This window comes from Paraburkholderia gardini, assembly GCF_907164545.1.
Taxonomy (GTDB): Bacteria; Pseudomonadota; Gammaproteobacteria; order Burkholderiales; family Burkholderiaceae; genus Paraburkholderia; species Paraburkholderia gardini.
The window spans coordinates 26,528-51,833 of record NZ_CAJQZB010000017.1 but is presented as its reverse complement, the minus strand read 5'-3'; the positions used below and the strand labels follow the sequence as shown (position 1 = coordinate 51,833).

Annotated in this window: 20 protein-coding genes; 15 read left to right on the top strand and 5 right to left on the bottom strand. The window is 64.1% G+C overall.

From position 1 onward, the window contains the following. The first annotated feature begins 29 nt into the window (after positions 1-29). The 7 genes from treZ to LPA37_RS13855 all read left to right on the top strand — a co-directional run bounded on the left by treZ (position 30) and on the right by LPA37_RS13855 (position 9,282). A complete protein-coding gene (gene treZ, locus LPA37_RS13885; protein ID WP_229012897.1) occupies positions 30-1,940 on the top strand; it encodes a malto-oligosyltrehalose trehalohydrolase in 1,911 nt (636 codons plus the stop codon). Beyond that, positions 1,937-4,138, top strand: coding sequence for a 4-alpha-glucanotransferase (gene malQ, locus LPA37_RS13880; protein ID WP_229012896.1), 2,202 nt, complete (start codon positions 1,937-1,939; stop codon positions 4,136-4,138). The genes treZ and malQ overlap by 4 nt, the downstream gene beginning before the upstream one ends. Beyond that, positions 4,135-6,987: a malto-oligosyltrehalose synthase gene (gene treY, locus LPA37_RS13875; protein ID WP_229012895.1), complete on the top strand. Its 2,853-nt coding sequence runs from the start codon at positions 4,135-4,137 to the stop codon at positions 6,985-6,987. Before malQ ends, treY begins: the two co-directional genes overlap by 4 nt. 85 nt (positions 6,988-7,072) lie before the next feature. Then, positions 7,073-7,501: a TOBE domain-containing protein gene (locus LPA37_RS13870; RefSeq protein ID WP_228978439.1), complete on the top strand. Its 429-nt coding sequence runs from the start codon at positions 7,073-7,075 to the stop codon at positions 7,499-7,501. A gap of 176 nt (positions 7,502-7,677) precedes the next feature. Continuing rightward, positions 7,678-8,202 carry a molybdopterin-dependent oxidoreductase gene (locus tag LPA37_RS13865; RefSeq protein WP_407672522.1) on the top strand — a complete coding sequence of 175 codons (525 nt, stop codon included), beginning with the start codon at positions 7,678-7,680 and terminating at the stop codon, positions 8,200-8,202. Positions 8,203-8,214: 12 nt separating this feature from the next. Continuing rightward, positions 8,215-8,847, top strand: a complete 633-nt coding sequence (locus LPA37_RS13860) for a nitrogen fixation protein NifQ (protein WP_324251884.1) — start codon at positions 8,215-8,217, stop codon at positions 8,845-8,847. A 111-nt stretch (positions 8,848-8,958) separates the two neighbouring features. Further along, positions 8,959-9,282, top strand: a complete 324-nt coding sequence (locus LPA37_RS13855) for a winged helix-turn-helix domain-containing protein (RefSeq protein ID WP_407672524.1) — start codon at positions 8,959-8,961, stop codon at positions 9,280-9,282. Positions 9,283-9,317: 35 nt separating this feature from the next. Here LPA37_RS13855 and LPA37_RS13850 read toward each other — a convergent pair whose 3' ends face one another. Together LPA37_RS13850 and LPA37_RS13845 are read right to left on the bottom strand one after the other, a co-directional pair. Beyond that, complete coding sequence (locus tag LPA37_RS13850; RefSeq protein ID WP_229012894.1) at positions 9,318-10,655, bottom strand: DUF2325 domain-containing protein; 1,338 nt, start codon at positions 10,653-10,655, stop codon at positions 9,318-9,320. 158 nt (positions 10,656-10,813) lie between these two features. Beyond that, positions 10,814-10,993, bottom strand: coding sequence for a hypothetical protein (locus LPA37_RS13845; protein ID WP_229012893.1), 180 nt, complete (start codon positions 10,991-10,993; stop codon positions 10,814-10,816). 250 nt (positions 10,994-11,243) lie between these two features. Here LPA37_RS13845 and LPA37_RS13840 point away from each other — a divergent pair, with 250 nt between their 5' ends. From LPA37_RS13840 to LPA37_RS13815, 6 genes are all read left to right on the top strand, one after another. Then, positions 11,244-11,723, top strand: a complete 480-nt coding sequence (locus LPA37_RS13840; protein ID WP_229012919.1) for a nuclear transport factor 2 family protein — start codon at positions 11,244-11,246, stop codon at positions 11,721-11,723. Positions 11,724-11,773: 50 nt separating this feature from the next. Then, positions 11,774-12,304, top strand: a complete 531-nt coding sequence (locus LPA37_RS13835) for a DUF3455 domain-containing protein (RefSeq protein ID WP_229012892.1) — start codon at positions 11,774-11,776, stop codon at positions 12,302-12,304. A 506-nt stretch (positions 12,305-12,810) separates the two neighbouring features. After that, complete coding sequence (locus LPA37_RS13830; protein ID WP_229012891.1) at positions 12,811-14,769, top strand: amylo-alpha-1,6-glucosidase; 1,959 nt, start codon at positions 12,811-12,813, stop codon at positions 14,767-14,769. 67 nt (positions 14,770-14,836) lie between these two features. Continuing rightward, positions 14,837-17,581: an MGH1-like glycoside hydrolase domain-containing protein gene (locus tag LPA37_RS13825; protein ID WP_229012890.1), complete on the top strand. Its 2,745-nt coding sequence runs from the start codon at positions 14,837-14,839 to the stop codon at positions 17,579-17,581. A 127-nt stretch (positions 17,582-17,708) separates the two neighbouring features. Beyond that, positions 17,709-19,328 (top strand): glucose-6-phosphate dehydrogenase, encoded by a 1,620-nt coding sequence (gene zwf / locus LPA37_RS13820; RefSeq protein ID WP_229012889.1) that lies wholly within the window; start codon positions 17,709-17,711, stop codon positions 19,326-19,328. A gap of 49 nt (positions 19,329-19,377) precedes the next feature. Next, complete coding sequence (locus LPA37_RS13815) at positions 19,378-20,175, top strand: ROK family protein (protein ID WP_228978504.1); 798 nt, start codon at positions 19,378-19,380, stop codon at positions 20,173-20,175. Positions 20,176-20,228: 53 nt separating this feature from the next. Here LPA37_RS13815 and LPA37_RS13810 read toward each other — a convergent pair whose 3' ends face one another. After that, positions 20,229-21,608: a hemolysin family protein gene (locus LPA37_RS13810; protein WP_229012888.1), complete on the bottom strand. Its 1,380-nt coding sequence runs from the start codon at positions 21,606-21,608 to the stop codon at positions 20,229-20,231. 88 nt (positions 21,609-21,696) lie between these two features. Further along, the gene (locus LPA37_RS13805; protein WP_229012887.1) at positions 21,697-22,476 is read right to left on the bottom strand and encodes a sensor histidine kinase; all 780 of its coding nucleotides are present in this window, start codon (positions 22,474-22,476) and stop codon (positions 21,697-21,699) included. A 181-nt stretch (positions 22,477-22,657) separates the two neighbouring features. Here LPA37_RS13805 and LPA37_RS13800 point away from each other — a divergent pair, with 181 nt between their 5' ends. Together LPA37_RS13800 and LPA37_RS13795 are read left to right on the top strand one after the other, a co-directional pair. After that, positions 22,658-22,999 (top strand): FKBP-type peptidyl-prolyl cis-trans isomerase, encoded by a 342-nt coding sequence (locus LPA37_RS13800; protein WP_090536727.1) that lies wholly within the window; start codon positions 22,658-22,660, stop codon positions 22,997-22,999. Between the two features lie 14 nt (positions 23,000-23,013). Beyond that, positions 23,014-23,805, top strand: a complete 792-nt coding sequence (locus LPA37_RS13795) for an AraC family transcriptional regulator (RefSeq protein ID WP_229012886.1) — start codon at positions 23,014-23,016, stop codon at positions 23,803-23,805. Between the two features lie 79 nt (positions 23,806-23,884). On the opposite strand, the gene LPA37_RS13790 is transcribed toward LPA37_RS13795, so the two are convergent. After that, the gene (locus LPA37_RS13790) at positions 23,885-25,075 is read right to left on the bottom strand and encodes an O-succinylhomoserine sulfhydrylase (RefSeq protein WP_229012885.1); all 1,191 of its coding nucleotides are present in this window, start codon (positions 25,073-25,075) and stop codon (positions 23,885-23,887) included. Between the last annotated feature and the right edge of the window lie 231 nt (positions 25,076-25,306).

Here is a 25,306-nt window from a genome sequence, read left to right as displayed (position 1 = left end):
GCGACGTCAAAACTGAATGGTGACGAATCATGTCTGAAAGTCCGATTGATCCGCACAAGCGCCATCACGCGCACTGCCTGCCGTTCGGCGCGCAGCTGCGCGGTGCGCATAGCAGTGCGCCGCGCACGCGCTTTCGCTTCTGGGCGCCTTCGTGCGAAGCGGTGAGCGTCGAGATCGAAAGCGGTGCGCCGAAAGCATCCGTGGCGATGACATCCACCGGCAACGGCTGGTTCGAGGCGGAAGTCGCGTGCGGCGCGGGCACGCTCTACCGTTATTGCATCGACGGCGGGCTGACGGTTCCCGATCCCGCATCGCGCTTCCAGCCACAGGACGTGCACGGTCCGAGCGAAGTGATCGATCCGCGGGCGTACACGTGGCAGCACACGAACTGGCACGGGCGGCCATGGGAAGAGACCGTGCTGTACGAACTGCACGTCGGCGCGCTCGGCGGCTACGGGGGCGTGATGGCGCGTCTGCCCGCGCTCGTCGACCTCGGCGTGACCGCGGTCGAACTGATGCCGCTCAACGATTTCCCCGGCGCGCGCAACTGGGGTTACGACGGCGTGCTGCCCTACGCACCCGATTCCAGCTACGGCCGCCCGGATGACCTGAAGGCGCTCATCGATCGCGCGCATGGTCTCGGGCTGCAGGTGTTCCTCGACGTGGTGTACAACCACTTTGGTCCTGACGGCAACTATCTGCATCAATACGCGAAGCCGTTCTTTCGCGAGGACACGCACACGCCGTGGGGCCCGGCAATCGATTTCGGTCGCATCGAGGTGAACGAGTTCTTCTGCGACAACGCACGCTACTGGATCGACGAATATCGCTTTGACGGCCTGCGTCTCGACGCGGTCCACGCGATCGACAACGACGCATGGCTGCGCGAATTCTCGGATCACGTTCGCTCGCACGTTCAACACGGAAGACACGTCCATCTCGTGCTGGAAAACGAGCGCAACACAGCCGCGCTCCTCGACACGCATTTCGATGCGCAGTGGAACGACGACGCGCACAACACGCTGCACGTGCTGCTGACCGGCGAGCACGAAGGCTACTATCAGGCGTACATCGACCAGCCGATCCGGCGCCTTGCGCGGATACTCGGCGAAGGCTTCGGCTATCAGGGCGACCCTTCGCCGATCCATGAAAACCGGCCGCGCGGCGAACCGAGCGGGCATCTGGCGCCCACGTCGTTCGTCATGTTTTTGCAGAACCACGATCAGGTCGGCAATCGCGCGATGGGTGAGCGTCTGCGTTCGCTGTGCGCGCCCGACGCACTGCGTGCGGCAACCGCACTGTTGCTGCTGTCGCCGCAGATTCCCCTGCTCTTCATGGATGAAGAAACCGGCTCTGAGCAGCCGTTTTTCTTCTTCACCGACTACACCGGCGATCTCGCGAATGCCGTGCGCGAAGGGCGCCGTCGTGAATTCGCGCGCTTCTCCGCGTTCAGCGATGAAAGGCGCCGCGCCCAGATTCCCGATCCCAACGACGTGCGTACGTTTGCATCGTCGTCACCTTCGGCATCGTCATCCAGCGAATCGGACAGCGCGGACCGGCTCGAATGGATGCACTTCTACAAGTCGGCGCTGACCGTGCGCGCGAAACTCGTCACGCCGCGCCTGCGTCATGCAAAGGCACGCGGCGCCCACGTGCTGCGCGCGCAGAACGGCGACGATGCGAACGCGCTCGTGGCGAGCTGGAAACTCGGTGATGGCGAGACGTTGTCCATCGCAGTCAATCTCTCGGACGAAACGGTGCCGTTCGTGGAAGTCCCCGCGGGCAAGGTGATTCTCGAAACACCAGCGCGCGTGCGAGACGCGATCGCGAAGAACGTCCTGTCGCCGTTCTCTTTCGTCGCGTGGCTGACGGGCGACGTCAGCCATTACGCCTTCGGCCACGACGCACGCAAGGTTGCAGAACCGGAGCCGCACGCGTGAACACCACCCGACGCGCTACCGGAACCCTCGAAAGCCTCGCCGCACGCGCGGGTTTTGAAGTCGAATGGAGTAATGCCCACGGTGAGATGCAACGCGTGCCCGACAGCACGCTCGCCGTGCTGCTGGAACGCATGGGCCTGCCATGCGGCAACGCCACGCAACTCAGACAAAGCACGGCCACGCTCGACGCCGAAACGGCAGGACGCAAGCTGCCGCCCCTGATGACCGCCGAATGCGAACGCGGCATCGCGCTGCCCGCCGCCGCAGTGAAATCCGTCAGCCGCTATCGTATCGAGCTGGAAAGCGGCGCGATCATCGATGGCCGCTTCACGGCGCCCAGGGGCGAAGCCGCGCTGCTTTCGCCGATCGGCGAAGTGGGCTATCACACGCTCGTGATCAACGAGCAGCGCATGACGCTGGCCGTCGCGCCCTCGCGCTGCTACACCGTCGCCGATGCGTGGCGCACGCTGCACGAAGATGCATCCAGCGTGCCGCCGCTGTGGGGCGTGGCCGCGCAGCTATACGGGCTGCGCCGCCCGGGCGATGGCGGTATCGGCGACTATTCGGCGCTCGCCGCGCTTGCCATCGAAAGCGCGCAACACGGCGCGCACGCGCTCGCGGTCAGCCCGACGCATGCGATGTTCAGCGCCGAGCCGGAACGGTTCAGTCCGTATTCGCCGTCGTCGCGCCTGTGGCTGAACGTGCTGCATATCGATCCCGCCGCGGTGTTCGGCGCGGAAGCGGCACACGCGGCGCTTGCGCGGATCGATGCCGGCGACGCGTGGTCGCAACTCGAAGCGTTACCGCTGATCGACTGGCCGGCCGCGGCCATTCTGAAGCTCAAGGTTTTGCGCGCGCTTTTCGAGCAGTTCTGCGTGCATGAACGTGCGCAGGACGCGCCGCGTGCGCTCGAATTCCACGGCTTCTGTGTCCGCGGCGGCCGCGCGCTCGAGGATCACGCGCGCTTCGAGGCGTTGCAGGCCGCGCAGTTGGCCGCGCCGGACTGCAACGGCCACTGGCGCAACTGGCCGGAAAATCTTCGTGATCCGCGCAGTGAAGACGTCGAAGCGTTCGCGCAGGCCCATCGTCACGAAGTCGAATTTCATCTGTTCCTGCAATGGCTCGCCGCGAAGGGTCTTTCGCACGCGCAGCATGCCGCGCGCGACGCCGGCATGGCCGTGGGATTGATCGCGGATCTCGCGGTTGGGTGTGACAGCGCGGGCAGCCATGCGTGGTCGTATCGCGACGAAATGCTGACGGGCGTGTCGGTCGGCGCGCCCCCCGATCTGTTCAACCAGGCGGGCCAGGCGTGGGGACTCACCACGTTTTCACCGCGCGCGATGCGCTCGCAGGGCTTCGCCGCGTTCATCGACATGCTGCGCGCCGCGTTCGCGCACGCGGGCGGTGTGCGCATCGATCACATCCTCGGCCTGCGGCGGCTGTGGCTCGTGCCCGACGGCGAGAAAGCCGCGAACGGCGCATATCTGCGCTATCCGCTCGAAGACATGCTGCGGCTCATCGCACTCGAATCGTGGCGTCATCGTTCGATCGTGATCGGCGAAGACCTCGGCACCGTGCCGCCCGGTTTTCGTGAGCGGCTCACCGAACACGGGCTGTCGGGCATTCGCGTGCTGTGGTTCGAACACGCCGGCTGGGGTCAGGGTTTCAAGGCGCCGCAACACTGGGACCGCGACGCGGTGTCCACCACCACGACACACGATCTGCCGACGGTGGCCGGCTGGTGGCTCGGCGCGGACATCGACTGGCGCAACCGCATCGGCCAGACCTCCGCACGTGCCGACGGCCGCGATCCGGTCGCGCTTGCGCATGAAGAGCGCGCGGGCGATCGCGCGGCGTTGTGGCGCGCCTTTCAGGCTGCGGGTCTCGCGCCGCACGACGCGCCCGCGCCGCCGCTCGGAAGCCCGCCCGTCGACGAGGCGCTCGCTTTCGTCGCCATGACGCCTGCCGTGCTCGTCACGTGTCCACTCGAGGATCTGCTCGCGCTGGCGGATCAGCCCAACCTGCCCGGCTCCATCGACGAACATCCGAACTGGCGCCGCCGTCTCGCGCTGCCGGTCGACGAGCTGTTCAGGGAGGCGACGTTCCGCGACCGGCTGCGCGCGGTCGCCGCCGGACGCGCCGCATCCGCGCCGGCTCCTTCTTCTGCTTCTGCTTCTTCACCGTCTGATACGCCATGACTGTTCCACGCTCCACGCTCAGACTGCAGTTCCATCGCGGCTTTACGTTCGACGACGCGCTCGCGCACGTCGAATATTTCGCTGCGTTAGGTATCAGCCATCTGTACGCTTCACCGATAACAACCGCCGAGCCAGGCTCGATGCACGGCTACGACACGATCGACTACACGCAGGTCAATGCGGAACTCGGCGGCGAAGCCGCCCTCAGGCGTCTCGTCGACAAACTGCACGCGCACGGCATGGGGCTCATCGTCGACGTCGTGGCGAATCACATGGGCGTCGGCGGCTCGGGTAACGCGTGGTGGCAGGACATTCTCGAATGGGGGCGGCACAGCGCATACGCACGGCACTTCGACATCGACTGGCATTCGCCCGACCCGGCGCTGCGCGGCAAGGTGCTGTTGCCGTGCCTCGGCGCCACGTATGGCGATGAACTCGCGGCGGGCCACATCGCGTTGCGCTTCGCCGCCGATACGGGCCGATTTTACGTTGCGTATCACGATCGCGCGTTCCCGGTTTGCCCGATCGAATACGCGGGCATCCTGAAGGCCGCCGACCGCGCCGATCTGACCGCGCTCGCGGAACGCTTCGATGGCGTCACCACGCAGCCCGCCGACCAGCCGCGCGCCGCCGAAGGCATCGAAGCGCTGCGCACGTACGTCGCGCAGAACGGGCTCGCGGGGATCGAAGCCGCGCTCGAGACCTTCGATGCGGGTGCTCCGGTGACGCGCGAGCGGCTGCACCGGCTGCTCGAACGACAGCACTATCGTCTCGCGTGGTGGCGCACCGCTGCCGACGAGATCAACTGGCGGCGCTTTTTCGACATCGGCACGCTCGCGGGCGTGCGCGTCGAACGCCCTGAAGTGTTCGATGCGGTCCATGCGCTGATTTTCCGGCTGTATGCGGAAGGTGTCGTGGATGGCGTGCGGATCGATCATGTCGATGGACTCGCCGAGCCGCGCGAGTATTGTCAGCGGCTGCGCCTGCGGCTCAATGAACTGCGTGAGGGCAATCCGTATTTCATCGTCGAAAAAATTCTCGCGCGCGGCGAACCGCTGCGCGACGACTGGCCCGTCGACGGCACGACGGGCTACGACTTCATGAACGACGTCGGCGCGTTGCTGCACGATCCGCAAGGCGCCGGGCCGCTCGCCACCATGTGGGCGGAACTCACCGGCCGCAGTGCATCGTTCGCGGACGAGGCATTGATCGCGCGGCGCAAGATCCTGACCGTGAATCTCGCGGCGGAACTGGATCGCGCGTCGCGCGCGCTGCATCGCATCGCCCGCGACCAGTTGTCGACGCGCGACTTCACGTTCACCGCGATCCGTCGCGCGCTGACTGAACTGGTCGTGCATTTTCCGGTGTATCGCATCTATCCGCAAAACACCGTGCGCAGCGAGATCGACAACCGCTACTTCAATCACGCGTTCGATGCGGCGAAGCAGACGCTCGCACGCGGCGATCTCGCCGTGCTGGAGCGCATCGGCGAATGGCTTGGCGGCACGCAGCAAGGGGACGACGCCGGCGGCAATGCGCCGGGTCACCCGGGATCGTCGCGACGCACCGCGCAAACGGTTTTTTCGCAGCTCACCGCACCCGTCTCAGCCAAGGCGATCGAGGATACCGCGTGCTACCGCTACGGACGCCTGTTGTCCCGCAACGAAGTGGGCGCCGATCCGGGCGAATTCGCGCTGACCGTCGAGCAGTTTCACGCGGGCAATCTGGAACGCGCGCGACGCTTTCCGCATGCGATGCTCGCTACCGCGACGCACGATCACAAACGCGGCGAGGACATGCGTGCACGCCTTGCCGTGCTAAGCGAGATTCCGCAGGAATGGGGCGCGACGCTGCGCGGCTGGTCGACCCTGAACACGCCGCATCGTCGTGAAGCGGTCGCTCGCGATCCAGTTGCGCGCGAGCGCAATACCACGGATACCAGCGCGGCAGAGGACAGCGAACGTCACTGGGCGCCGGGCCCCGACGCGGAGGCGATGCTGTATCAGACACTCGTGGGCTGCTGGCCACCCGGGCTCGAACCCGGCGACGAGGCGGGCGTCAAGGCGCTGGCCGAACGCGTGGCGCAATGGCAGTTGAAGGCATTGCGCGAAGCGAAACTGCGCACGGACTGGCTCGCGCCCGACGAAGCATACGAAAACGCCTGCCGCGATTTTCTCTTCGACGTGCTCGCACCACAGCGACGCGACGGCTTTCTGCGCGAGCTACATGCTTTCGTCGAACGGATCGGCGCGGCGGGCGCGATTAACAGCCTGCAGCAGACGGTGCTGCGTCTCGCGTCGCCCGGCGTTCCCGATCTATATCAGGGCACGGAATTGTGGGACTTCAGTCTTGTCGATCCCGACAACCGGCGGCCCGTCGATTTCGCGCAGCGGCACGCGTGGCTCGTCGCGACGCCGCCGTCCGTGCAGCTTGCGAACTGGCGCGATGGCCGCGTGAAGCTGGGTGTCGTGCACCGGATGCTCACGTTGCGCGCGCATCTGCCGGCGCTGCCCGATCAGGGCGTGTATATGCCGCTGCGCGTTCGCGGCAGCCAGGCGGCGCACGTCATCGCGTTCGCGCGGCGCTATGGCAACGCGTATGGCGTCGTCATTGCCACGCGCCTCGCCGCGACGTTGCTCGATCCGGGCACGGACATGCCGCTCGTCGCGCCCGGACGATGGGGCGACACGGCCATCGAGATGCCGGAGGCGCTCGCTTCGCGCGCGCTCTTCGACTGGTTGAGTCCGGGCGCGCCCAAGGTCGATGAATCCGGCCTGCTGTATCTGCGCGACGCGCTTGCGGCGATGCCCGTCGCGGTGCTGGTCGAAGAAGGCGTACCGCCGGTTTGAGCTGGAACGCTTCGGGTACACTGATCCGCTTTCTCAACCCGACCTCCGCCGATTGCTTCGACGGGAATCTCACACGGAGACAGACATGCGAACGAGTGCCCGTAATCATTTTTCCGGTCAGGTCACGAGCGTCAAGGCCGGCGCCGTCAACGACGAAATCGCGCTGCGCACGCAGGACGGCCTCGACATCGTCGCCGTCATCACGCACGGCAGCGCAGCAGCACTGGGGCTTGCGGCGGGCAAACCGGCGTTCGCGCTGGTGAAGGCTTCGTCGGTGCTCGTGATGGTCGATGTCGACGGCAGCAAGGTGTCGGCGCGCAACGTCGTCGCGGGCACGGTTTCGACCGTGAACAAGGGCGCGGTGAATGCCGAGGTCATCATCGCCGCAGCCGGCGGTGCGCAGATCGCGGCGATCATCACCAACGACAGCGTCGAGCGTCTCGGGCTCGCCAGCGGCAAGGCTGCCGCGGCGGTCTTCAAGGCATCGAGCGTGATCGTGGGCGTCGACCAGTAACCGTCGCGCGCAACCCGATGCCGGCGCGGCAACGCGCCACGAAGCGCAAAGATCAGAATATGCCGGCGGATATGATGCATATCGAGCGATCCGGCGTGCAATCGCGCCCGATCGCAGCGTAATATACCCAGAGACATAGCGATGAACAAGCCGGCATGGCCGGCGGAGGATCGAAGATGGGTATGGCAGATACCGCGGCAAAATTCGAGCAGGTCATGACATCGACAGCACCGGCGATTGCGGAGCATGCAACGCCTGGCGGGATTTCGCTGACGGGCGACGTATTGCGCGCCATGTCGTTTTCCGTGGATGAACTGAGGGCGCGCGCGAACGTACTTGCCGATACCTTCGACCTGCGGTGCTTCACGACCGACCGGTTTATCCGCACGGTCGATCGTTATCGCGGTGTCCTGCTCAAGGAACTCATCAGTCTTGCCGGCCTGCGCTGCGATTCGCCGGGAGATTTCAAGCGGATGGCGATGATCGCAAGCGCTCATGACGGATACGCGGTCACGTTTTCGTGGCACGAACTGTTCAATACGCCTGTGGGCGAACAGGTTCTGATTGCCTGTGAATGCGGCGGCCAGCCGCTGGACGCGGAGCATGGCGCGCCAGTGCTCTTCTCCGGCACGGACATTCATTCCGCGCCGCGCCATGTGAAGCGGCTCGCGCGAATTGAAACGCGGGTACTCAGGCCTTAAACCCGCCGCTTTATGAACGAGCACTCGCCCCGCGTAAGTCCGCCGGTACCATCCACGGCACTGCATGCATCGAACCTGGACGAAGCATCCGCTGCGCGCGAGAACGAACTGCTCGTCGCGACGGACGAATCGCCCACGCCAGACGCACGATTGTTTGCGCGCCTGATCGCGGCGCGCGAAGTGCGCGGAGAAATCGCACTGCTCGGCGTTACGCAAAATGCGCTGGACGCCCTTTTTAAACGACACTTCCCAAACGTAGCAAAGCCACCACGCATTCTGGCGTTGCCGGCTACGCTTCCCGCTTCAGCACACGCGGATTTTTTGAGCGCGCTTGCCGCATTGCTTCAAACCCACGCAAACCCGTCGACAAACGAGGACGACATGCGCTGCATCGCGGCGATCGTCGCGCATGCATGTCTGAGGCCGGATCATCTGTGGCGCGATCTCGGCTTAAGCGGCCGTGACGACGTAACCGCGATGCTCGAGCGTTATTTCCCGACGCTGGTCATCCGCAATACCGCCAGCCTGCGATGGAAAAAATTTCTCGCGCGTGAACTCGCGCTGGCTCGCGGAACGGAACCTGGCCCGGCGCCGGGTTGCCCGGGATGCGAAGACTTCGGTTACTGCTTCCCGCACGGACATTGACGCACCTGCCTGCGCGAACGCGCGTCGCCATCGTGTATGCTTTCGCGCATGGCTAAACCCGCAAACAACATGAAGAATCTGGCACAAGCCCGACCGGAGGTGCGCTTTCGCATGCGCATCCAGCAGGCAGGCACGATCGCGCTCGGGCCTGGCAAGGTCTCGCTGCTCGAAGCCGTGCGGGAGCACGGTTCGATTTCAGCGGCTGCACGCAGCCTCAACATGTCGTACCGGCGCGCGTGGCTGCTGATGGACGAACTGAACCGCTCGCTCAAATCGCCCGCTACCGTCTCGGAACACGGCGGCCAGAGCGGCGGCGGCAGCGTCCTCACGCCCGTCGGCGAAGAGATCATCCGTCTGTATCGCGACATCGAACAACAGGCCGCCGCGGCATGCGCGGCCCAGATCACCGCGCTCACCAGACTCGTCAAACGCTGAGCGGACTGATTCCGCCTGGTAGCGCCCGATTGCAGTCAACCGTGTCGCAGACAAAACCGCGAGGCGCGTGGCGCACCTGCCGCGAGAGACGCCGCGTGGGCACGCGTCACCCGTTCGACGAAGCTTGCGATGCTGGCGGTACGCAACGGGTAATACGTGACCTGATGTCGTTCGCACACGCGCTTGAGCATGTTCATCGAATCGTGGTCCACGCAGTCGACCGGAAAAACCACCATGTCCGCACGCGGCAACGCCGCCGCCAGCAGACCTTTTCTGTCTTCAACGCCACCGTCATGCAGTGTCAACGCTCCGCCCGCCGATTCGACGATTCGCCGGAGCGCGGCGTTCGAGCCCGGCCGCCCGCCCACGTAGACGATGCGCTTGCCGCCTAACGCATCGAGAAGTGCCTGATGCGCATCGGGCGCTTCCGCGGAAAGCTGCATCGTTCGCTCCATGGCACCTGCTTCGGCCTGCACGATGTCAAGCAGCGCGAGTGCTTCGTCGAGACTCTCGCGTAGCGCCTGCGCGTATTCCTGCTCTTTTGCCGCGCGCTGCTCAGCGGCCTCGCGCCGGCTCGTGTGGAGCGCAAGGCGCGCGTCGCGGGCCGCGAGTGCATCGCGCAGCGTCGACACCTCGGCTTGAAAGCTCGCTTCATCGCTTGTGCTCTTGCGCTCGAGTTGCATCGTTAGCTGCGCGATTTGCGCCGAGAGTTCGCGAATCGACGTATCCCGCTGGATGCTCATTTCGTGCAGACGCTTCTGCTGGCGCTCGACCCTGTCGCGCAACGTCGCACTCTCCGCTTCCAGTGCGACAAGGCGACGAATATCGGCGCGGTTCGCCGCGCCCACCAGATGCGACAGCATGTGCAACGCGCCAAACGCGACCTGCCGCTCGTGCATCGTCGCTTGCGGATGCGTCATCAGCGCCCAGTACGCGGGCGGAATGTCACCGTTCGCGAGCGCTTCATCCCACATGGCAAGTAGCGCTTCGGCGTCGCGCGCCTTGTCGAAACGCCGTATGGCGCCCACGTAGCGCTCATCCAGCGCCTTGTGCAGTGCCTTGCCACCCGCGCCGCCTTCCATGGCAAGCTCGACTGCCGCGTGGTGAATCTCAAGGTCGCTCGCATGCTCCCGGTCCACGTCGGCGAACTTCGACACGATCTTGCGCAGTTCGTGCGTCGTCAGGCAGGTGCCGATGACCGAGCAGTGCAGATGCGGATCGAGCTCAGCAAGGCGCACACGGCGCCTTGAGCTGGACAACTGCGGCCGCGTCGGCTGGCAACATGCATCGCCCGTACGCGGCCAGGCTCCAGCCTCGTCTTCGGGTTGAGCGAGGCCCGGCGTGCGGGCGAGACGAAACGGCGGAGTGTGCATGATGACCTCGAATCCTGTTCCGGTTTTACGGCAGGTTTGACGCTGTCGACAGCGCTTCTCCACCGTGCAACTTCACTTCAGCGAAATATACCACCGTATACATCGATGCAAATTTCAATCGTGATACAACGCCGACGGCCGGGGTTTTCCGATGTTTGTTACGTGGGCGAAGCCCGCTCAAGCAGACGCCTGGGAAAGTGCCGGTTCAGCACATGCTCGACGCACAGACCCACGATCAGCTCGGCACGTTCGAGATCCGATGTGGGCTTCAGAGCCGTAATCGTCGACACGAAATCGCCCGAAGGCTCACCGGGCCAGATCGATCGATCAGAAATCATGCGCCGACTGCGGACCAACCTGCACCTCCACGTGATATTCACCGCCTGTTGCCCTGACAGGAGCCGTTCGACAGGCGCATCGCTATATTCTATCGGATATAACGAAAAATGGTGAAACCCTTAGGAACAGGGCCCGCCACTGGACAGGCATCCCTGTTGCAGGCAACCTGTTGAACCGGCGAAGCGCAGCCTGCCTTGCCGCGGGTGTGCGGTGCTGCATGTTCAGGAATCACACGGGGAGATCATGAAAATGGACCATGCGAACGCTGCCCTGATCGAGCGTTTCTATCAGGCGTTCCAGCAGCTGGACGCAGAGACGATGAGCGCCTGTTATGCCGAAGACGTCGTCTTTGGCGATCCGGTGTTCGGCGAACTGCGCGGCAGTGAAGCCGGCGATATGTGGCGCATGCTCACCCAACGTGCGCAGGATTTTTCCGTTTCCTTCAACCAGGTCGATGCGGACGAAACCAGCGGCAGCGCGAAATGGATCGCCCGTTACATGTTCACGCAAAGCGGCCGGCCGGTGGTGAATCACGTCCAGTCGCGGTTTCGTTTTAGCGGCGGACTCATCGTCGAGCAGCGCGATACCTTCGACCTGTGGGGCTGGACGCGACAGGCACTGGGAATCAAGGGTACGCTGCTGGGATGGACGCCGTTCGTTCAGGGCGCAATCCGTAATCAGGCCCGGCATGGCCTCGATGCCTGGCGCGCAAAGGCCGCGCGCGGCTGAAGGCACGTCTTCGCGCAAGCGGTTTGACCGGCCTTCGCTCCGGAGGACATATGACACGCAACGCTTATCGATCGGGCCGCCTGGCGCACCTCATCACATGTTGCACCGGGCTCGCGGCGTGCTGCATCGCGACAGCGCAGGCAACTCCGCCGCCCGAACTGCAACCTGCCGGCGCACAACATGTCGTCGCATCGCTTGACGCTTCCGGCGTGCAGATCTACGTGTGCAGGCGCGACCAGAACAATCATCTGGCGTGGGTCTTCAAGGCGCCGCAAGCTGATCTGTACGACGGATCGGGAAAGCTGGTGGCAAAACACTATGCCGGGCCGACATGGGAAGCAACGGACGGCAGCAGGATTACCGGCAAGGTGCTGCAGCAGATGCCCAATTCGCAGCAGCCGGGCAGCATTCCGTTGCTGTTACTGCAGGCAACCAGTGCAGGCGGACCAGGGCAACTGGCATCGGTACGCTACGTGCAGCGCTGGAACACGCGAGGCGGCATCGCGCCGCTTCATCCGTGCACGCGGGAAGGTCAGGAAGGCCGAAGCCCTTACCTCGCCGACTACGTCTTTCTCGACTGAAGCGAACCCTTGAAACCCCGGAGCATTGCAACTTAACACGCCGGTGCTTCGGATCAACGGCTATTCGAGGTCATTGGTTATCACCTTCGTCTGCGGGTGAAGGGGAACAATGCGTCCGGCTGCTGCTGTCGCCCGGCTCATAACGCAGCGCGGCCGCCGACCTGACGGATGTCCGTAGCCAAGGCCCGCCTGAACGTCGGCAACCGCGCCGTCCGGGGTGGCGTCCAGCGACACCGCCGTCGATGCGAATGCGCTGCGCGCTGCGTTCGCACATCGAAAGGTTGAGGAAAGAAAAACTACATGAACGGCGCTTGCGGCACACTGGGACCACGCACGCGCGCAAGCCGATAGAATCGGACATTGTCCGACCGATCCCACCATCGCAGACACATGACTTCGACGAACAACAACGTAACGGTGAGCCAGGCGCTGATGTCGCGCCGCTCGATTCGCGCGTCATTGCCTCACGCGATAACCGTCGACGACTTCGTGCGGTCCGTGAACCGATGACCCATGTCGCCGCGCCCATCGAAGCAGCACGACTCGAAGACGAATGGCTCGAAGCCGACGCCTTCGGCGGCTTTGCATCGGGCACGGTCGGCACGACACGCACGCGCCGTTATCACGCGCTCCTGCTCACTGCGTCGGCAGCGGGTCGTGTTGTGCTCGTGAACGGCATCGAGGCGTGGCTCGAAGGTAACGGCGCACGCTATCCGCTCACGATGCAGCGCTACGCGCCCGATCTCGTTTATCCCGACATTGCAGCGCGTATCCTGAGCTTCGACACCGCACCGTGGCCCACGTGGCGCCTGCAGATCGACACGAACACGGTATTGAGCGTCGAGATATTCGTCGCGAAGGCGACTGGCGAAACCGTGCTGCGCTGGCGGCCCGAACGAAGCCGTGCGCTGCCGGGCACGGGCAACCTGATCCTGAAGGTCCGGCCGCTGCTTTCCGGCCGCGACTATCACGCGCTGCATCACGAGAATCCGGCGTTCAACTTCAACGCACAACAGGATCAGTCGCGCGTCAGCTGGCAGCCTTACGGCGATTTGCCGGTCATTCACGCATCGACAAACGGCACGTATTCGCACGCACCCGACTGGTATCGCAACTTCTGCTATCTCCGCGAGCGCGAACGCGGGCTCGATTTCACCGAAGACCTCGCCACGCCCGGTGTGTTTTCCTTCGATCTCGAGAGCGGCGAAGCGCTCATGATCCTGAGCGCCGATAAACAGGACACGCAAAACCCGCAGCGCACAGAAGCCGCGAGTTATCCCGCACAACGCGCCGGCGAACTCGCCGATATCGAACAGCAGCGCCGCGCCGCGTTCGGCTCACGTCTGCAGCGCTCCGCCGACGCTTATGTCGTGTCGCGCAACACGGGCCGCACGATCATCGCCGGGTTCCCGTGGTTCACCGACTGGGGTCGCGACACGTTCATCGCGATGCGGGGGCTGCTCATCACATCGGGCCGGCTCGCCGAAGCGGAGTCCATTCTGCTCGAATGGACCGGCACGCTCTCCGAAGGCATGCTGCCCAACCGCTTCCCCGACTACGGCAACGCGCCCGAATACAACTCCGTCGATGCGTCGCTATGGTTCGCGGTTGCCGTGCACGACTACCTCGCAACCGGTCATGCGAGTCCTGCAACGCGCACGCGCCTCCAGCAGACGGTCGACGCGATTCTCACAGGCTATTCGCAGGGCACGCGCTTCGGTATCGCAGCGGATGCCGACGGCCTGCTGCGCGCCGGCGTGCCCGGCACGCAGCTGACATGGATGGACGCACGAGCCGGCGACTGGGTCGTCACACCGCGCATCGGCAAGCCCGTGGAAATCCAGGCACTGTGGATCAACGTGTTGCGCATTGCGTCGGCATGGAACGCGCAATGGCAGGACCTCGCGACACGTGCATCGCAGGCATTCAACGCGCGCTTTATCGATGCATCGACGGGCGCGCTGTTCGATGTCGTCGACGTCAATCACGTCGCGGGGCAGGTCGATCGTGCGCTGCGGCCAAACCAGATCTTCGCCGTCGGCGGCTTGCCGTTCGCGCTGCTCGAGGGCGCGGCCGCGCGAGCCGTCGTCGAGCACGTGCAAACACATCTGCTGACACCTGTCGGTTTGCGTACGCTCGCGCCGTCGGATCATGCCTATTGCGCTCACTATGGCGGCGGCCCGTTCGAACGCGATGGTGCGTATCACCAGGGCACCGTGTGGCCGTGGCTGCTCGGCCCGTTTGTCGAGGCATGGCTGCGCGTGCACGGGATGAACGGCGTGAGTCGCGCTGAAGCCGAGGCCGGTTTTCTGGCGCCGCTTCACGCGCATCTCGATCACGCGGGTCTCGATCACGTTTCCGAGGTGGCGGACGGCGACGCGCCGCACACGCCAGGCGGCACACCGTTCCAGGCGTGGTCGCTGGGCGAGCTGCTGCGAGTGGAGTATCTGCTTGCACGCATCTGACCCGAGGTAGCCAAACCGCGCTACGATGTGCGTCTGACCGCCAGGGCCCAAGCTAAAGGACACGTCTATGTCACCGCTGCGCGCCGTCAACATACTCGAGACCACCGAAGGCCGCCGTCTGCATTCCAGCGAATGCGCCCGCTGGCAACGCTGGGGCCCGTATCTCAGCGAGCGCCAATGGGGCACGGTGCGCGAGGATTACAGCGAAAACGGCACGGCGTGGGACTATTTTCCGCACGACCATGCACGCAGCCGGGCCTATCGCTGGGGCGAAGACGGCATCGCCGGTTTCGGCGACGACACGCTCAGCTGGTGCGTCTCGCTCGCGCTCTGGAACGGTCGCGACGCAATCCTCAAGGAACGGCTCTTCGGTCTCACGAACGAGCAGGGTAATCACGGCGAGGACGTGAAGGAGCTGTACTTCTACCTCGACGGCACGCCGACGCATTCGTACATGCGCATGCTCTACAAGTACCCGCATGCGGCGTATCCGTACGACGACCTGATCCAGGAAAACGCACGCCGCGGTGCCGACGTGCCCGAGTACGAAATCCTCGACACAGGTGTATTCGACGACAACGGCTACTTCGACGTCGAAGTCGAATATGCGAAGCACAACGCGGACGACATCGTGATGCGCGTGAGCGTCGAGAACCGCGCCGACAAAGCAGCTTCGCTCGACGTGCTGCCGCAGATCTGGGCGCGCAACAAGTGGTCGTGGAAGGGCCTCAAGGACAAACCCTCGCTGACAAAAAGCCCTGATTCGCACAGCGCACCGCATCTGGTCGGACGCATGCAGGGACACGATCCGCTCATCGTCACGGCGTGGGTCCAGCCGTCGAAAGATGCGACGGTTACGCCGGAAGTGACGTGGCTCTTTTGCGAGAATGAAACGAACGTCCAGCGGCTTTTCAACACGACCGGCCACGGTCCGTTCAAGGACGGTTTCAACGATTACCTCGTGCACGGCGACGCCGACGCAGTGCGTCGCGACGGCGGTACGAAGGCGGGTGCGCATGTGCATTTCGAACTGGAACCGCATGCCCGCGCGGTCGTGTTTCTGCGCTGGCGACACGAGTCGGGGCCGGACGAAGTACCGCTCGATGCCGATGTACTCTTCGCGCATCGCATTGCCGAAGCAAACGAGTTTTATGCGGCCCTGCAGCACGAAATGGACAACCCCGATGCGCGGCTCGTTCAGCGTCAGGCGCTTGCCGGCATGCTCTGGTCCAAGCAGTACTACCAGTTCGACGTCCAGCGCTGGATGGACGGCGACCAGGCGCAGCCCGCCCCCGCCGCGCGCCGCAAGCGCGGACGCAATGCCGACTGGCGGCATCTGTGCAACGCGGACATCGTGTCGATGCCGGACAAATGGGAATACCCGTGGTACGCATCATGGGATCTCGCATTTCATGCGGCCGCCTTTGCGCTGATCGACCCCGCGTTCGCCAAGCGGCAGTTGCTGCTGCTCGTGAAGGACCGCTACCAGCATCCGAACGGTCAGTTGCCCGCGTACGAATGGGCATTCAGCGACGCCAATCCGCCCGTGCATGCGTGGGCAACATGGCGCGTCTATGAAATCGACCGTGCGATTACCGGCAAGGCCGATCGCGATTTCCTCGAACTGGTGTTCCACAAGTTACTGCTCAATTTCTCATGGTGGGTGAACCGCAAGGACGCCGACGGTCACAACATTTTTCAGGGCGGCTTTCTCGGCCTCGATAACGTCGGCATTTTCGATCGTTCCTCGCCGCTGCCGACGGGCGGCCACATCGACCAGGCCGATGGCACCGCCTGGATGGCGGCGTATGCACTCGATTTGATGCGTATCGCGCTGGAACTCGCGTACGCCAATCACGTGTTCGTCGATATCGGCGTGAAGTTCTTCGAGCACTTCCTGTACATCGCGGAGGCCGTCAGTTGCGAAGACGGTTGCGACACCGGCCTGTGGGATTCGCAGGACGAGTTCTTCTATGACAAGCTGCGACTGCCCGACGGCACGATGGTGCCGATGCGCATCCGCTCGATCGTCGGACTGATTCCGCTCTTTGCCGTGCACGTGCTCGAACAGCGTCTGCATGGCGACCTGCCCGGCCTGCGCGACCGGCTCGTCTGGTTCCTCGAACATCGTCCCGATCTGGCGCGGCTCGTGTCGCGCTGGAACGAACCTGGCAAGGGCAACAGCCTCCTGCTGTCGCTGCTGCGCGGACATCGCATGAAAGCACTGCTGCGCCGCGTGCTCGACGAATCCGAATTTCTCTCCGATCACGGCGTGCGGGCGCTTTCGCGCGTGCATCGCGACCACCCGTTCGTGTACGAACACAACGGCAACAGCTTCGGCATCAAGTACCTGCCGGCGGAATCGGATTCACGCGTGTTCGGCGGCAATTCGAACTGGCGCGGGCCGGTCTGGATGCCGGTCAACTATCTGCTGATCGAATCGCTCTACGAATTCCACCGGTATTACGGCGACGATTTTCGCGTCGAGTATCCGACGGGTTCCGGCCAGTGCTTCTCGCTGAATGAGGTCGCGGACGAACTCGCACGGCGCGTCACCACGCTGTTCCTGAAAGACCGCGACGGGCATCGTCCGGTGATGGGTGCCTATCCGCTGCTGGAGGCCGACCCGCGTTCGAGCGATCTCGTGCTGTTCCATGAATACTTTCACGGCGATAACGGCCGTGGCGTCGGTGCATCGCATCAGACGGGCTGGAGCGGGCTCGTCGCGCTGCTGCTGCAACCGCGCGAAATGGGCCAGTCAGGCAACGTGCCGGTCGCGGGAGAAGTCGAAGAAGCGCTCGTCACGAAATAGCCTGCTCCGTGGCTGCACATTGCCAGATTGCCGGCGCTGCGTGAGATTCCGCGCGATTTTTGAACTGTGCGGCTTCGACTGCGGTCTTTTCTATATCGCCCCATGCACAGCCTCAAGGAATAAACCCATGTCGAACGAAACGAATGCAGCGCAGCCAGCGAATACCGCGTCCAATGCCGGTGTCAGCACGAAAGCGGGTTCGGGGCCTGCAGGCGCCACGCTTCCGGCGGCGGGCAGGCATCCCGCGCCGCCGTGCACGCTGGTGATCTTCGGCGCGGGTGGCGATCTCACAAAACGTCTGCTGATGCCGGCGCTTTACAACCTGTCGGCGGATGGCCTGCTCGATTCGGGCATGAAGATCATCGGCGTGAATCACGGCGAACGCGAGACCGCCGAATGGCGCGACGACCTCAAGAAGTCCTTGCAGCAGTTCGCCGCCGACAAGGCGAGCAGTTTCCATACCACGCAACTCGACGAAAAGGCGTGGGACTGGGTCGCGCAGCGGCTGCAATACATGGCCGGCGAATTCGAATCCGACGACACGTTCTCGAATCTGAAGCAGTTGATCGGGACCGGGGCTGGCAGCAACGTGATCTTTTATCTTGCGGTCACTTCGCGCTTCTTCAAACCGATCGTCGAACGTCTCGGCCGCGCGGGATTGCTGAAGGAAGACGAAGGCGGCGGCTTCCGGCGTCTCGTCATCGAAAAGCCGTTCGGCACGGACCTTGCGTCCGCGCGCGATCTGAACGCGCATATCCTGAGCTACGCGAAGGAATCGCAGGTCTATCGCATCGACCATTTTCTCGGCAAGGACACGGTGCAGAGCATTCTCGCCGTGCGCTTCGCGAACGCGATCTTCGAGCCGGTCTGGCGACGCGAGTACATCGATCACGTGCAGATCACGGCGGCGGAGACGATCGGCGTCGAGGGGCGCGGCCAGTTCTACGAACAGACCGGCGCGTTTCGCGACATGCTGCCCAATCACCTGTTCCAGCTGCTCGGCATGGTGGCCATGGAGCCGCCCAATTCCTTCGCGGCCGAAGCGGTGCGCGACAAGAAGGCCGACATCTTCGATGCGATCCAGCCGCTCCACGCGCGCGACGTCGTGTTCGGCCAGTACGAGAAAGGTCCGGCCGGCCCGGGTTATCGCGAAGAACCCGATGTCGCGGCGGATAGCCACACGGAGACGTATGCCGCGGCGCGCGTGTTCATCGAAAACTGGCGCTGGGCGGGCGTGCCGTTTTATCTGCGCACCGGCAAGCGTCTCACCGCGCGACGCACGGAGATCGCGGTGCACCTCAAAACAGTGCCGTTCCGGCTCTTTCGCGACACCCCCGTCGACACGCTGACCCCCAACGTGCTGACCCTGCGCATCGACCCGGCGCACGGCACGCGCTTTGATTTCAATGTGAAGGTGCCCGGTCCCGTGATGCAGATCGGCCCGGTGCAATCGGCGTTCGACTATGCCGACTTCTTCACGGAGCGCGCGAACGTCGGCTATGAAACGTTGCTGTACGACTGCATGCTGGGCGACGCCACGCTGTTCCAGCGCGCCGACAGCATCGAGACGAGCTGGGCCGCCGTGGAAGACGTGCTGCATCCGGAAAGCGGCCCGTTGCCCGTGGAAGGGTATCCGGCGGGCAGCGCGGGGCCTGCGCAAAGCGACGCGCTACTCGCCCGCGACGGACGCGCGTGGCGACCGCTCGCACCGGATAACGTTGCAAACACCGCTGCCCGGAAGAAGTAACGCGGCTCACACAACACGAAGCACGAAGCACGATAAGGGGATCAATGTGGTGACATCACGCAAGCCGAAAACCAGAAGTACAGCGGAGCAGATTCTGGCCGTCGACGTCGGCGGTACGGGCCTGAAAGCCGCGATCATCGATGCAACCGGACACATGCTGACCGAGCGCGTGCGCGTGGCGACGCCGCATCCGTGCACACCGGATCAGCTCGTCGATACGCTGGTCGCGCTGGTTGCGCCGATCGTCGCGCAATATCCGCCGACGCAGATCTCGATCGGCTTTCCCGGCTTCGTGCGCGATAACCGCATCCTGACGGCGCCGCACTTCGGCGTGACCGGCTGGCACGACATCGCGCTCGCGGACGATCTGGCGGCACGGCTGGGCGGACTGCCGGTACGCATGATCAACGATGCCGAAATGCAGGGTTTCGCCGCGATCGAAGGCAAAGGCATCGAGTTCGTGCTGACGCTCGGCACCGGCGCGGGCACCGCCCTCTTTCGCGACGGCGAACTGATGCCGCATCTCGAACTGGCGCACCACCCGGTGAGCAAGGGCCGCGCTTACGACGAATACATCGGCGATGCCGCGCGCAAGAAAGCCGGCGACAGGCGATGGAATCGCCGCGTGGAAAAGATCATCGGCATCCTCGCTTCGCTCGTAAACTACGACAAGCTGTGGATTGGCGGCGGCAACGCCGCGCGGCTGAAGTTCGAATTGCCGCCGAACGTGGCGATCGTGTCGAATGACGCCGGCATCGAAGGTGGTGCGAAGCTGTGGCATCCGCGTTCGGTGCGCGAGACGCGTCAGCTGCCGGACGCGAACGCGCGCAAAGGTGCGTTCGGATAACGGTGGCACTGCTTGTGGCACTGCTTGTGCCGCTGCTTGCCGCCGGTTGAGCGTCAGCCGCCTTCGTCCTCGAATTCTTTCGGATAGACGCGCACGAGCACAATGCGCGGCCCGCGCATCTTCTTCACGACGACGTCGAAACGGTCGAACGACACGCGCTGCCCTTCAGCCGGCAAATCGTTGAGCGCCTGAATGACAAGGCCGCCGACCGATTCGGCCCGTCCTTCGTCGATATCGATACCGAGCGCGCGTTCCAGCGACACCACGGGCAGGCTGCCCTTGCCCATCAGCGTGCCGTCGTCCATCCGCGTCCAGTCGGCGTCGCCCTGACGGAACTCGTCGTGAATCTGGCCGACCAGCGCGCCGAGCAGATTGTCGAGCGTGAGAAAACCGATCGGCTTTTCACCCTTGTGCCCGACGAGCGCCAGATGCGGCGCGCCCTTGCGAAAACGGCGAAACAGCTCCAGCGCCGGCATGTTCGGCTGCACGTACTGCACGGGCCGTGTATAGGGCGAGAGGTCTTCCAGCACGCTGCCCGCCTGACGTGCCAGCAGCAGGTCCTTCAGATGAATCATGCCGGCGACGCGCTCGCCTGAAGCGTCTTCGAACAGCGGATAGCGGCTGAACCGGTGACGCGCGACGACCTGCATGTTGTCGCGCAACGGCAGGTCGCGGCGCAGACCCACCATCTCATGTGCCGGACGCATCAGGTCGGAAACCGTCAGCCGCGAAAAATCGAGCGAATGGGCGAACGTGTTCCACTCGTCCTGGCTATAGGCGGCTGAAACAGCTGACGCGACCGACGCAGCCGACGCAGCCGACGCAGCCGCGATGCTGCCCGCCGCGCCTTCGCGGCGACCGCGCAGGATCAGCTTGAGTTCATCGTTCGAATAGTGCGTGTCGCCACCGTGATCGGCCGTCAGGCCGGCGATGCGCAGCACGGTGTTCGCGCTGGTATTGAGCACCCAGATCGCCGGATACATCGCCCAGTAAAAACCGTACAGCGGCATGGCGACCCATAGCGCGATCTTCTCGGCCTGACGGATGGCGAGCGACTTGGGCGCCAGCTCGCCGACCACGATATGCAGGAACGAAATACACGAAAACGCGAAGAAGAGCGAAATGCCGTGAATCAGCTTCTCCGATTCGACACCCACGAGCCCGAAGAGCGGATGCAGCAGTTCGGCAAACGCGGGTTCGCCGATCCAGCCAAGACCGAGTGACGCCAGCGTGATGCCAAGCTGGCACGCGGAGAGGTACGCATCGAGACGGCCGTGCACCCTGGCGAGCAACTTGCCGCGCAGGCCGTGCTTTTGCGCGAGCGTCTGCACGCGTGTTTGCCGCAACTTCACCAGCCCGAATTCGGCGGCAACAAAGAAACCGTTGAGTGCCACCAGCAACAGCGCACCCAGAATGGCGACGACCTGAATCAAGGCAGAAGGCTCCGGAAACAAAAGTCGCCAGTATAGAGGCTGAAAGATTGATGAAAGCAGATCCCCCGGCGGAAGCGCACGAATCCGGTCATGCGGCAGCGAGCGGAACGCGCAGCACGAGCGCCTCTTCATGCTGCTCGAACTTGCCGCCGTGGGCCTCGGCGACGCGTTTGCACAACGCCAGTACCCACGCAATGCGCCCCGCTTCGCGCGGTTCCTGCGCCTGGCGTCGCGCGAACGCTTCGAGCAGATGCGCAAGCGTGGCGTCGTGGAGCGCGGCCGGCGCCGGTGTGAACGCGACCGTTGCCTGCCACAGGGTGCCGTCGAGCGTGCTTTCGAGCACGACGCCGGTTTCGCGGGCGCTGGATTCGACGGCGAACGTCAGCATCAGCCACAGGGCCTGCGCGAGGCGCGCGGCGTCGCCGTTGAGCGGCTCGCCCGCGAGTGTCGAACCGGACGTGACAGTGACCGCGCGCGCCTGAGCAAACGGCGTGCGGACCGCGTCGAGCGCCGCGTCGATCATGGCGGGCAATGCAAACGGCGCGCGGTTAAGCGCAAGCGACTTTGTTTCGGCACGTGTCGCGTCGACGAGCGACTCCAGCAGCTTGACCTGCTGGTCGACGCCGCTGCGGATGCCGGCAATGGCGCGCTGCGCCGTGGCGTCGCCCGCATCGAGCTTGCGTTCAAGTACATAGGCCCAGCTGTGAATCGCGTTCAGCGGACTGCGCAGATCATGCGACACGAGGGACAACACATGATCGCGCATGAAAAGCGCGGCCTCGGCGCAAAGATGCGCGGTACGTTCACTGTCCGGCGAGACTGGCTGCGCCGTGGCGGGTTGCTGGGTGCCGCTGAAAAACGTTGTCACGATCGAAATCCTGGTGCGCAATGCGTGCGCGAAAACAAAGCCACATTATAGGCACGGGCGGTGCCGCGCCCGCCACGAAACGCCCCCGGCCAGATGGCATAGTCCGGATGGCCGGCTGGCGGGCGCAGGGGCAACGCGCCTACAATGTCGGTTTTGAACGATCTGTCTCGAGGAGTTCCCCATGTCGATTGTCACGACCGAATCCGGCCTGAAATACGAAGACCTGACCGAAGGCACCGGTACTGAAGCGCAGGCTGGCAAGACCGTCAGCGTCCATTACACCGGCTGGCTCACCGATGGCCAGAAATTCGATTCGAGCAAGGACCGTAACGATCCGTTCGCCTTCGTGCTCGGCGGCGGCATGGTCATCAAGGGCTGGGACGAGGGCGTGCAGGGCATGAAAGTCGGTGGCGTGCGCCGCCTGACCATTCCGCCGCAACTCGGCTACGGCGTACGCGGTGCGGGCGGCGTGATTCCGCCGAATGCAACGCTCGTGTTCGAAGTCGAACTGCTGGACGTCTGATCGCGTTCTGAAAGATGGGTCACCACGCTGCCGTCGCCAGGCCCACCGTTTCATTGCGCCGCTTTGGCGCGATCGAGGCGACCGATGTGCACGACTTTCATCAGGTCGTACTCGGGCTCGACGGCGCGATGGTGATGGCCGTGGACGGCGTCGGCCAGGAGATCGACAGCCGTTCGGCCTGGCTGATTCCAGCTGGCTCACGTCACGATTACGCGGGCATCGGCGAGAACCGGCAACTTGTACTTGATCTGCCGGCGGCGTCGCTCGCCGTGCCGCAACGGCTGTTCGACCGTGCACGCGCTGTCGGGATCGACGGCTCGCTGACGGAGCTCGTACGCACCGTCGCTGCCAGCGCCACAGGCGCTGCGTATGCCGGGGACGAAGCATGGGTGCGCCAGTTCAACTGGAATGCCGCTGCGCGGCTCTGCGCGGCGATTCTGTCCGATTCTGGCGCCACAGGATCAGGCGCCGGTGCGCTGCCCGCCTGTGGGCTCGATTTCGTTCGCATCGACCGCTGGTTGCGCGCGCGCCTGTCCGAGCCGTTGCGCATCGCCGATCTCGCCGCGCATTGCGGCTTCGGGATGCGGCGTTTTCATCAGCTTTTCATCGAAGCGTTTGGCGAAACGCCTCATCGTTATCTGCAACGGTTGCGGCTCGATACGTCGCTTGCGCTGCTGGCGGATCCACGGCACACGCTGTCGGACATCGCGCTCGACATCGGCTTCGGCGACCAGAGCGCGTTCACGCACGCTTTCACACGGCGTTTCGGGCTTGCGCCCGGCCAGTGGCGCGCGCTTCAGCACTAAACGCCAGGCGCACGCACCAGGCCGAAGAAGCGCCAGCGCATGAGCGAAGCCCACGCCCCAACGCGCCATCTCACACCATTCAAACAGCCAGCCCGCGCGCCAGATCGTTGCGAATGTCGTCCGGGTTTTCGAGGCCGACAGCGAGGCGGATCAGCCCTTCCGTGATGCCCGCTGCCGCCCGCGCTTCCGGCGTCACTCGGCCATGCGTGGTCGTCGCCGGATGCGTGATCGTGGTACGCGTATCGCCGAGATTGCCGGTGATCGAGCAGATCTTCGTGTTGTCTATCACACGCCAGGCATTCGCCTGCATCGCTTCGGGCGAATCGCCCTTCAGCTCGAACGACACAACCGCGCCGCCCGCCTTCTGCTGACGTTTCGCGATCGCATATTGCGGATGCGATTCGAGGCCCGGATAGAACACGCGGTTCACGGCCGGATGCGCCTCGAGCCAGCGCGCGATGTCAAGCGCGTTCGCCGACTGCTTTTCCACCCGCAGCGACAACGTTTCCATGCCCTTCAGCAGCACCCACGCATTGAACGCCGACAACGTCGGGCCCGTGCTGCGCACGAACGGAAACACCTTTTCCATGATGAACTGCTTCGAGCCGACAAGCGCGCCGCCCAGCACGCGACCCTGACCGTCGAGGAACTTGGTCGCCGAATGCATGACGACGTCCGCGCCCAGCTTCAGCGGCTGCTGCAACGCCGGGCTGCAGAAGCAGTTGTCGACCACGAACAGCGCGTTCACCGATTTCGCGATCTTGCCGACCGCTTCGATATCGGCGACTTCCGTGAGCGGATTCGACGGCGTTTCGAGGAAGAACATCTTTGTCTCGGGACGCACTGCGTTTTTCCAGGCGTCGAGATCGTTCGGATCGACGAAGGTCGTCGTGATGCCGAACCTGCTGAAGATCTGCGAGAACATGCCGAGCGTGGAACCGAACAGGCTCTGCGAACTGACAAGGTGATCGCCCGCCTGCAATGCCGCCATCACCACCGACATGATCGCGCTCATGCCCGATGCGGTGGCCATGCACGCCTCGCCGCCTTCGAGCGCGGCCAGACGGTCCTGGAACATCGTCACCGTCGGGTTCGTGAAGCGCGAGTACGTGTAATAGTCTTCGGAATGCCTGAAGCGGTCGGCGGCTTCGGCGGCGCTCGAAAAGCAGAAGCTCGACGTGAGGAAGATCGCTTCCGAATGTTCGTTGAATTCGCTACGCAGCGTGCCTGAGCGCACCGCGAGAGTGTCGAAGTTAAGGGAGTCGTCCATGTTCTTTCTGTTTCCGTTTTCCTGAGCTGGCGCCTGCACACGCACGAAACCGATCACGCGTTCACAGACGGCAGCGACAAAAAAGCCCGCTTTGCGTCGGCATAAGCGGGCTTCATGTGCGGGGGAAAGCTGGAGCGTCGATGGCGTATTGCTGTTTCACCACCGTTCGCTTTAGCTGTTTTGGGTTGCCCCGCGTCCGCAAGCTGAGTTCAAATCGACGCAAGCCGCCAT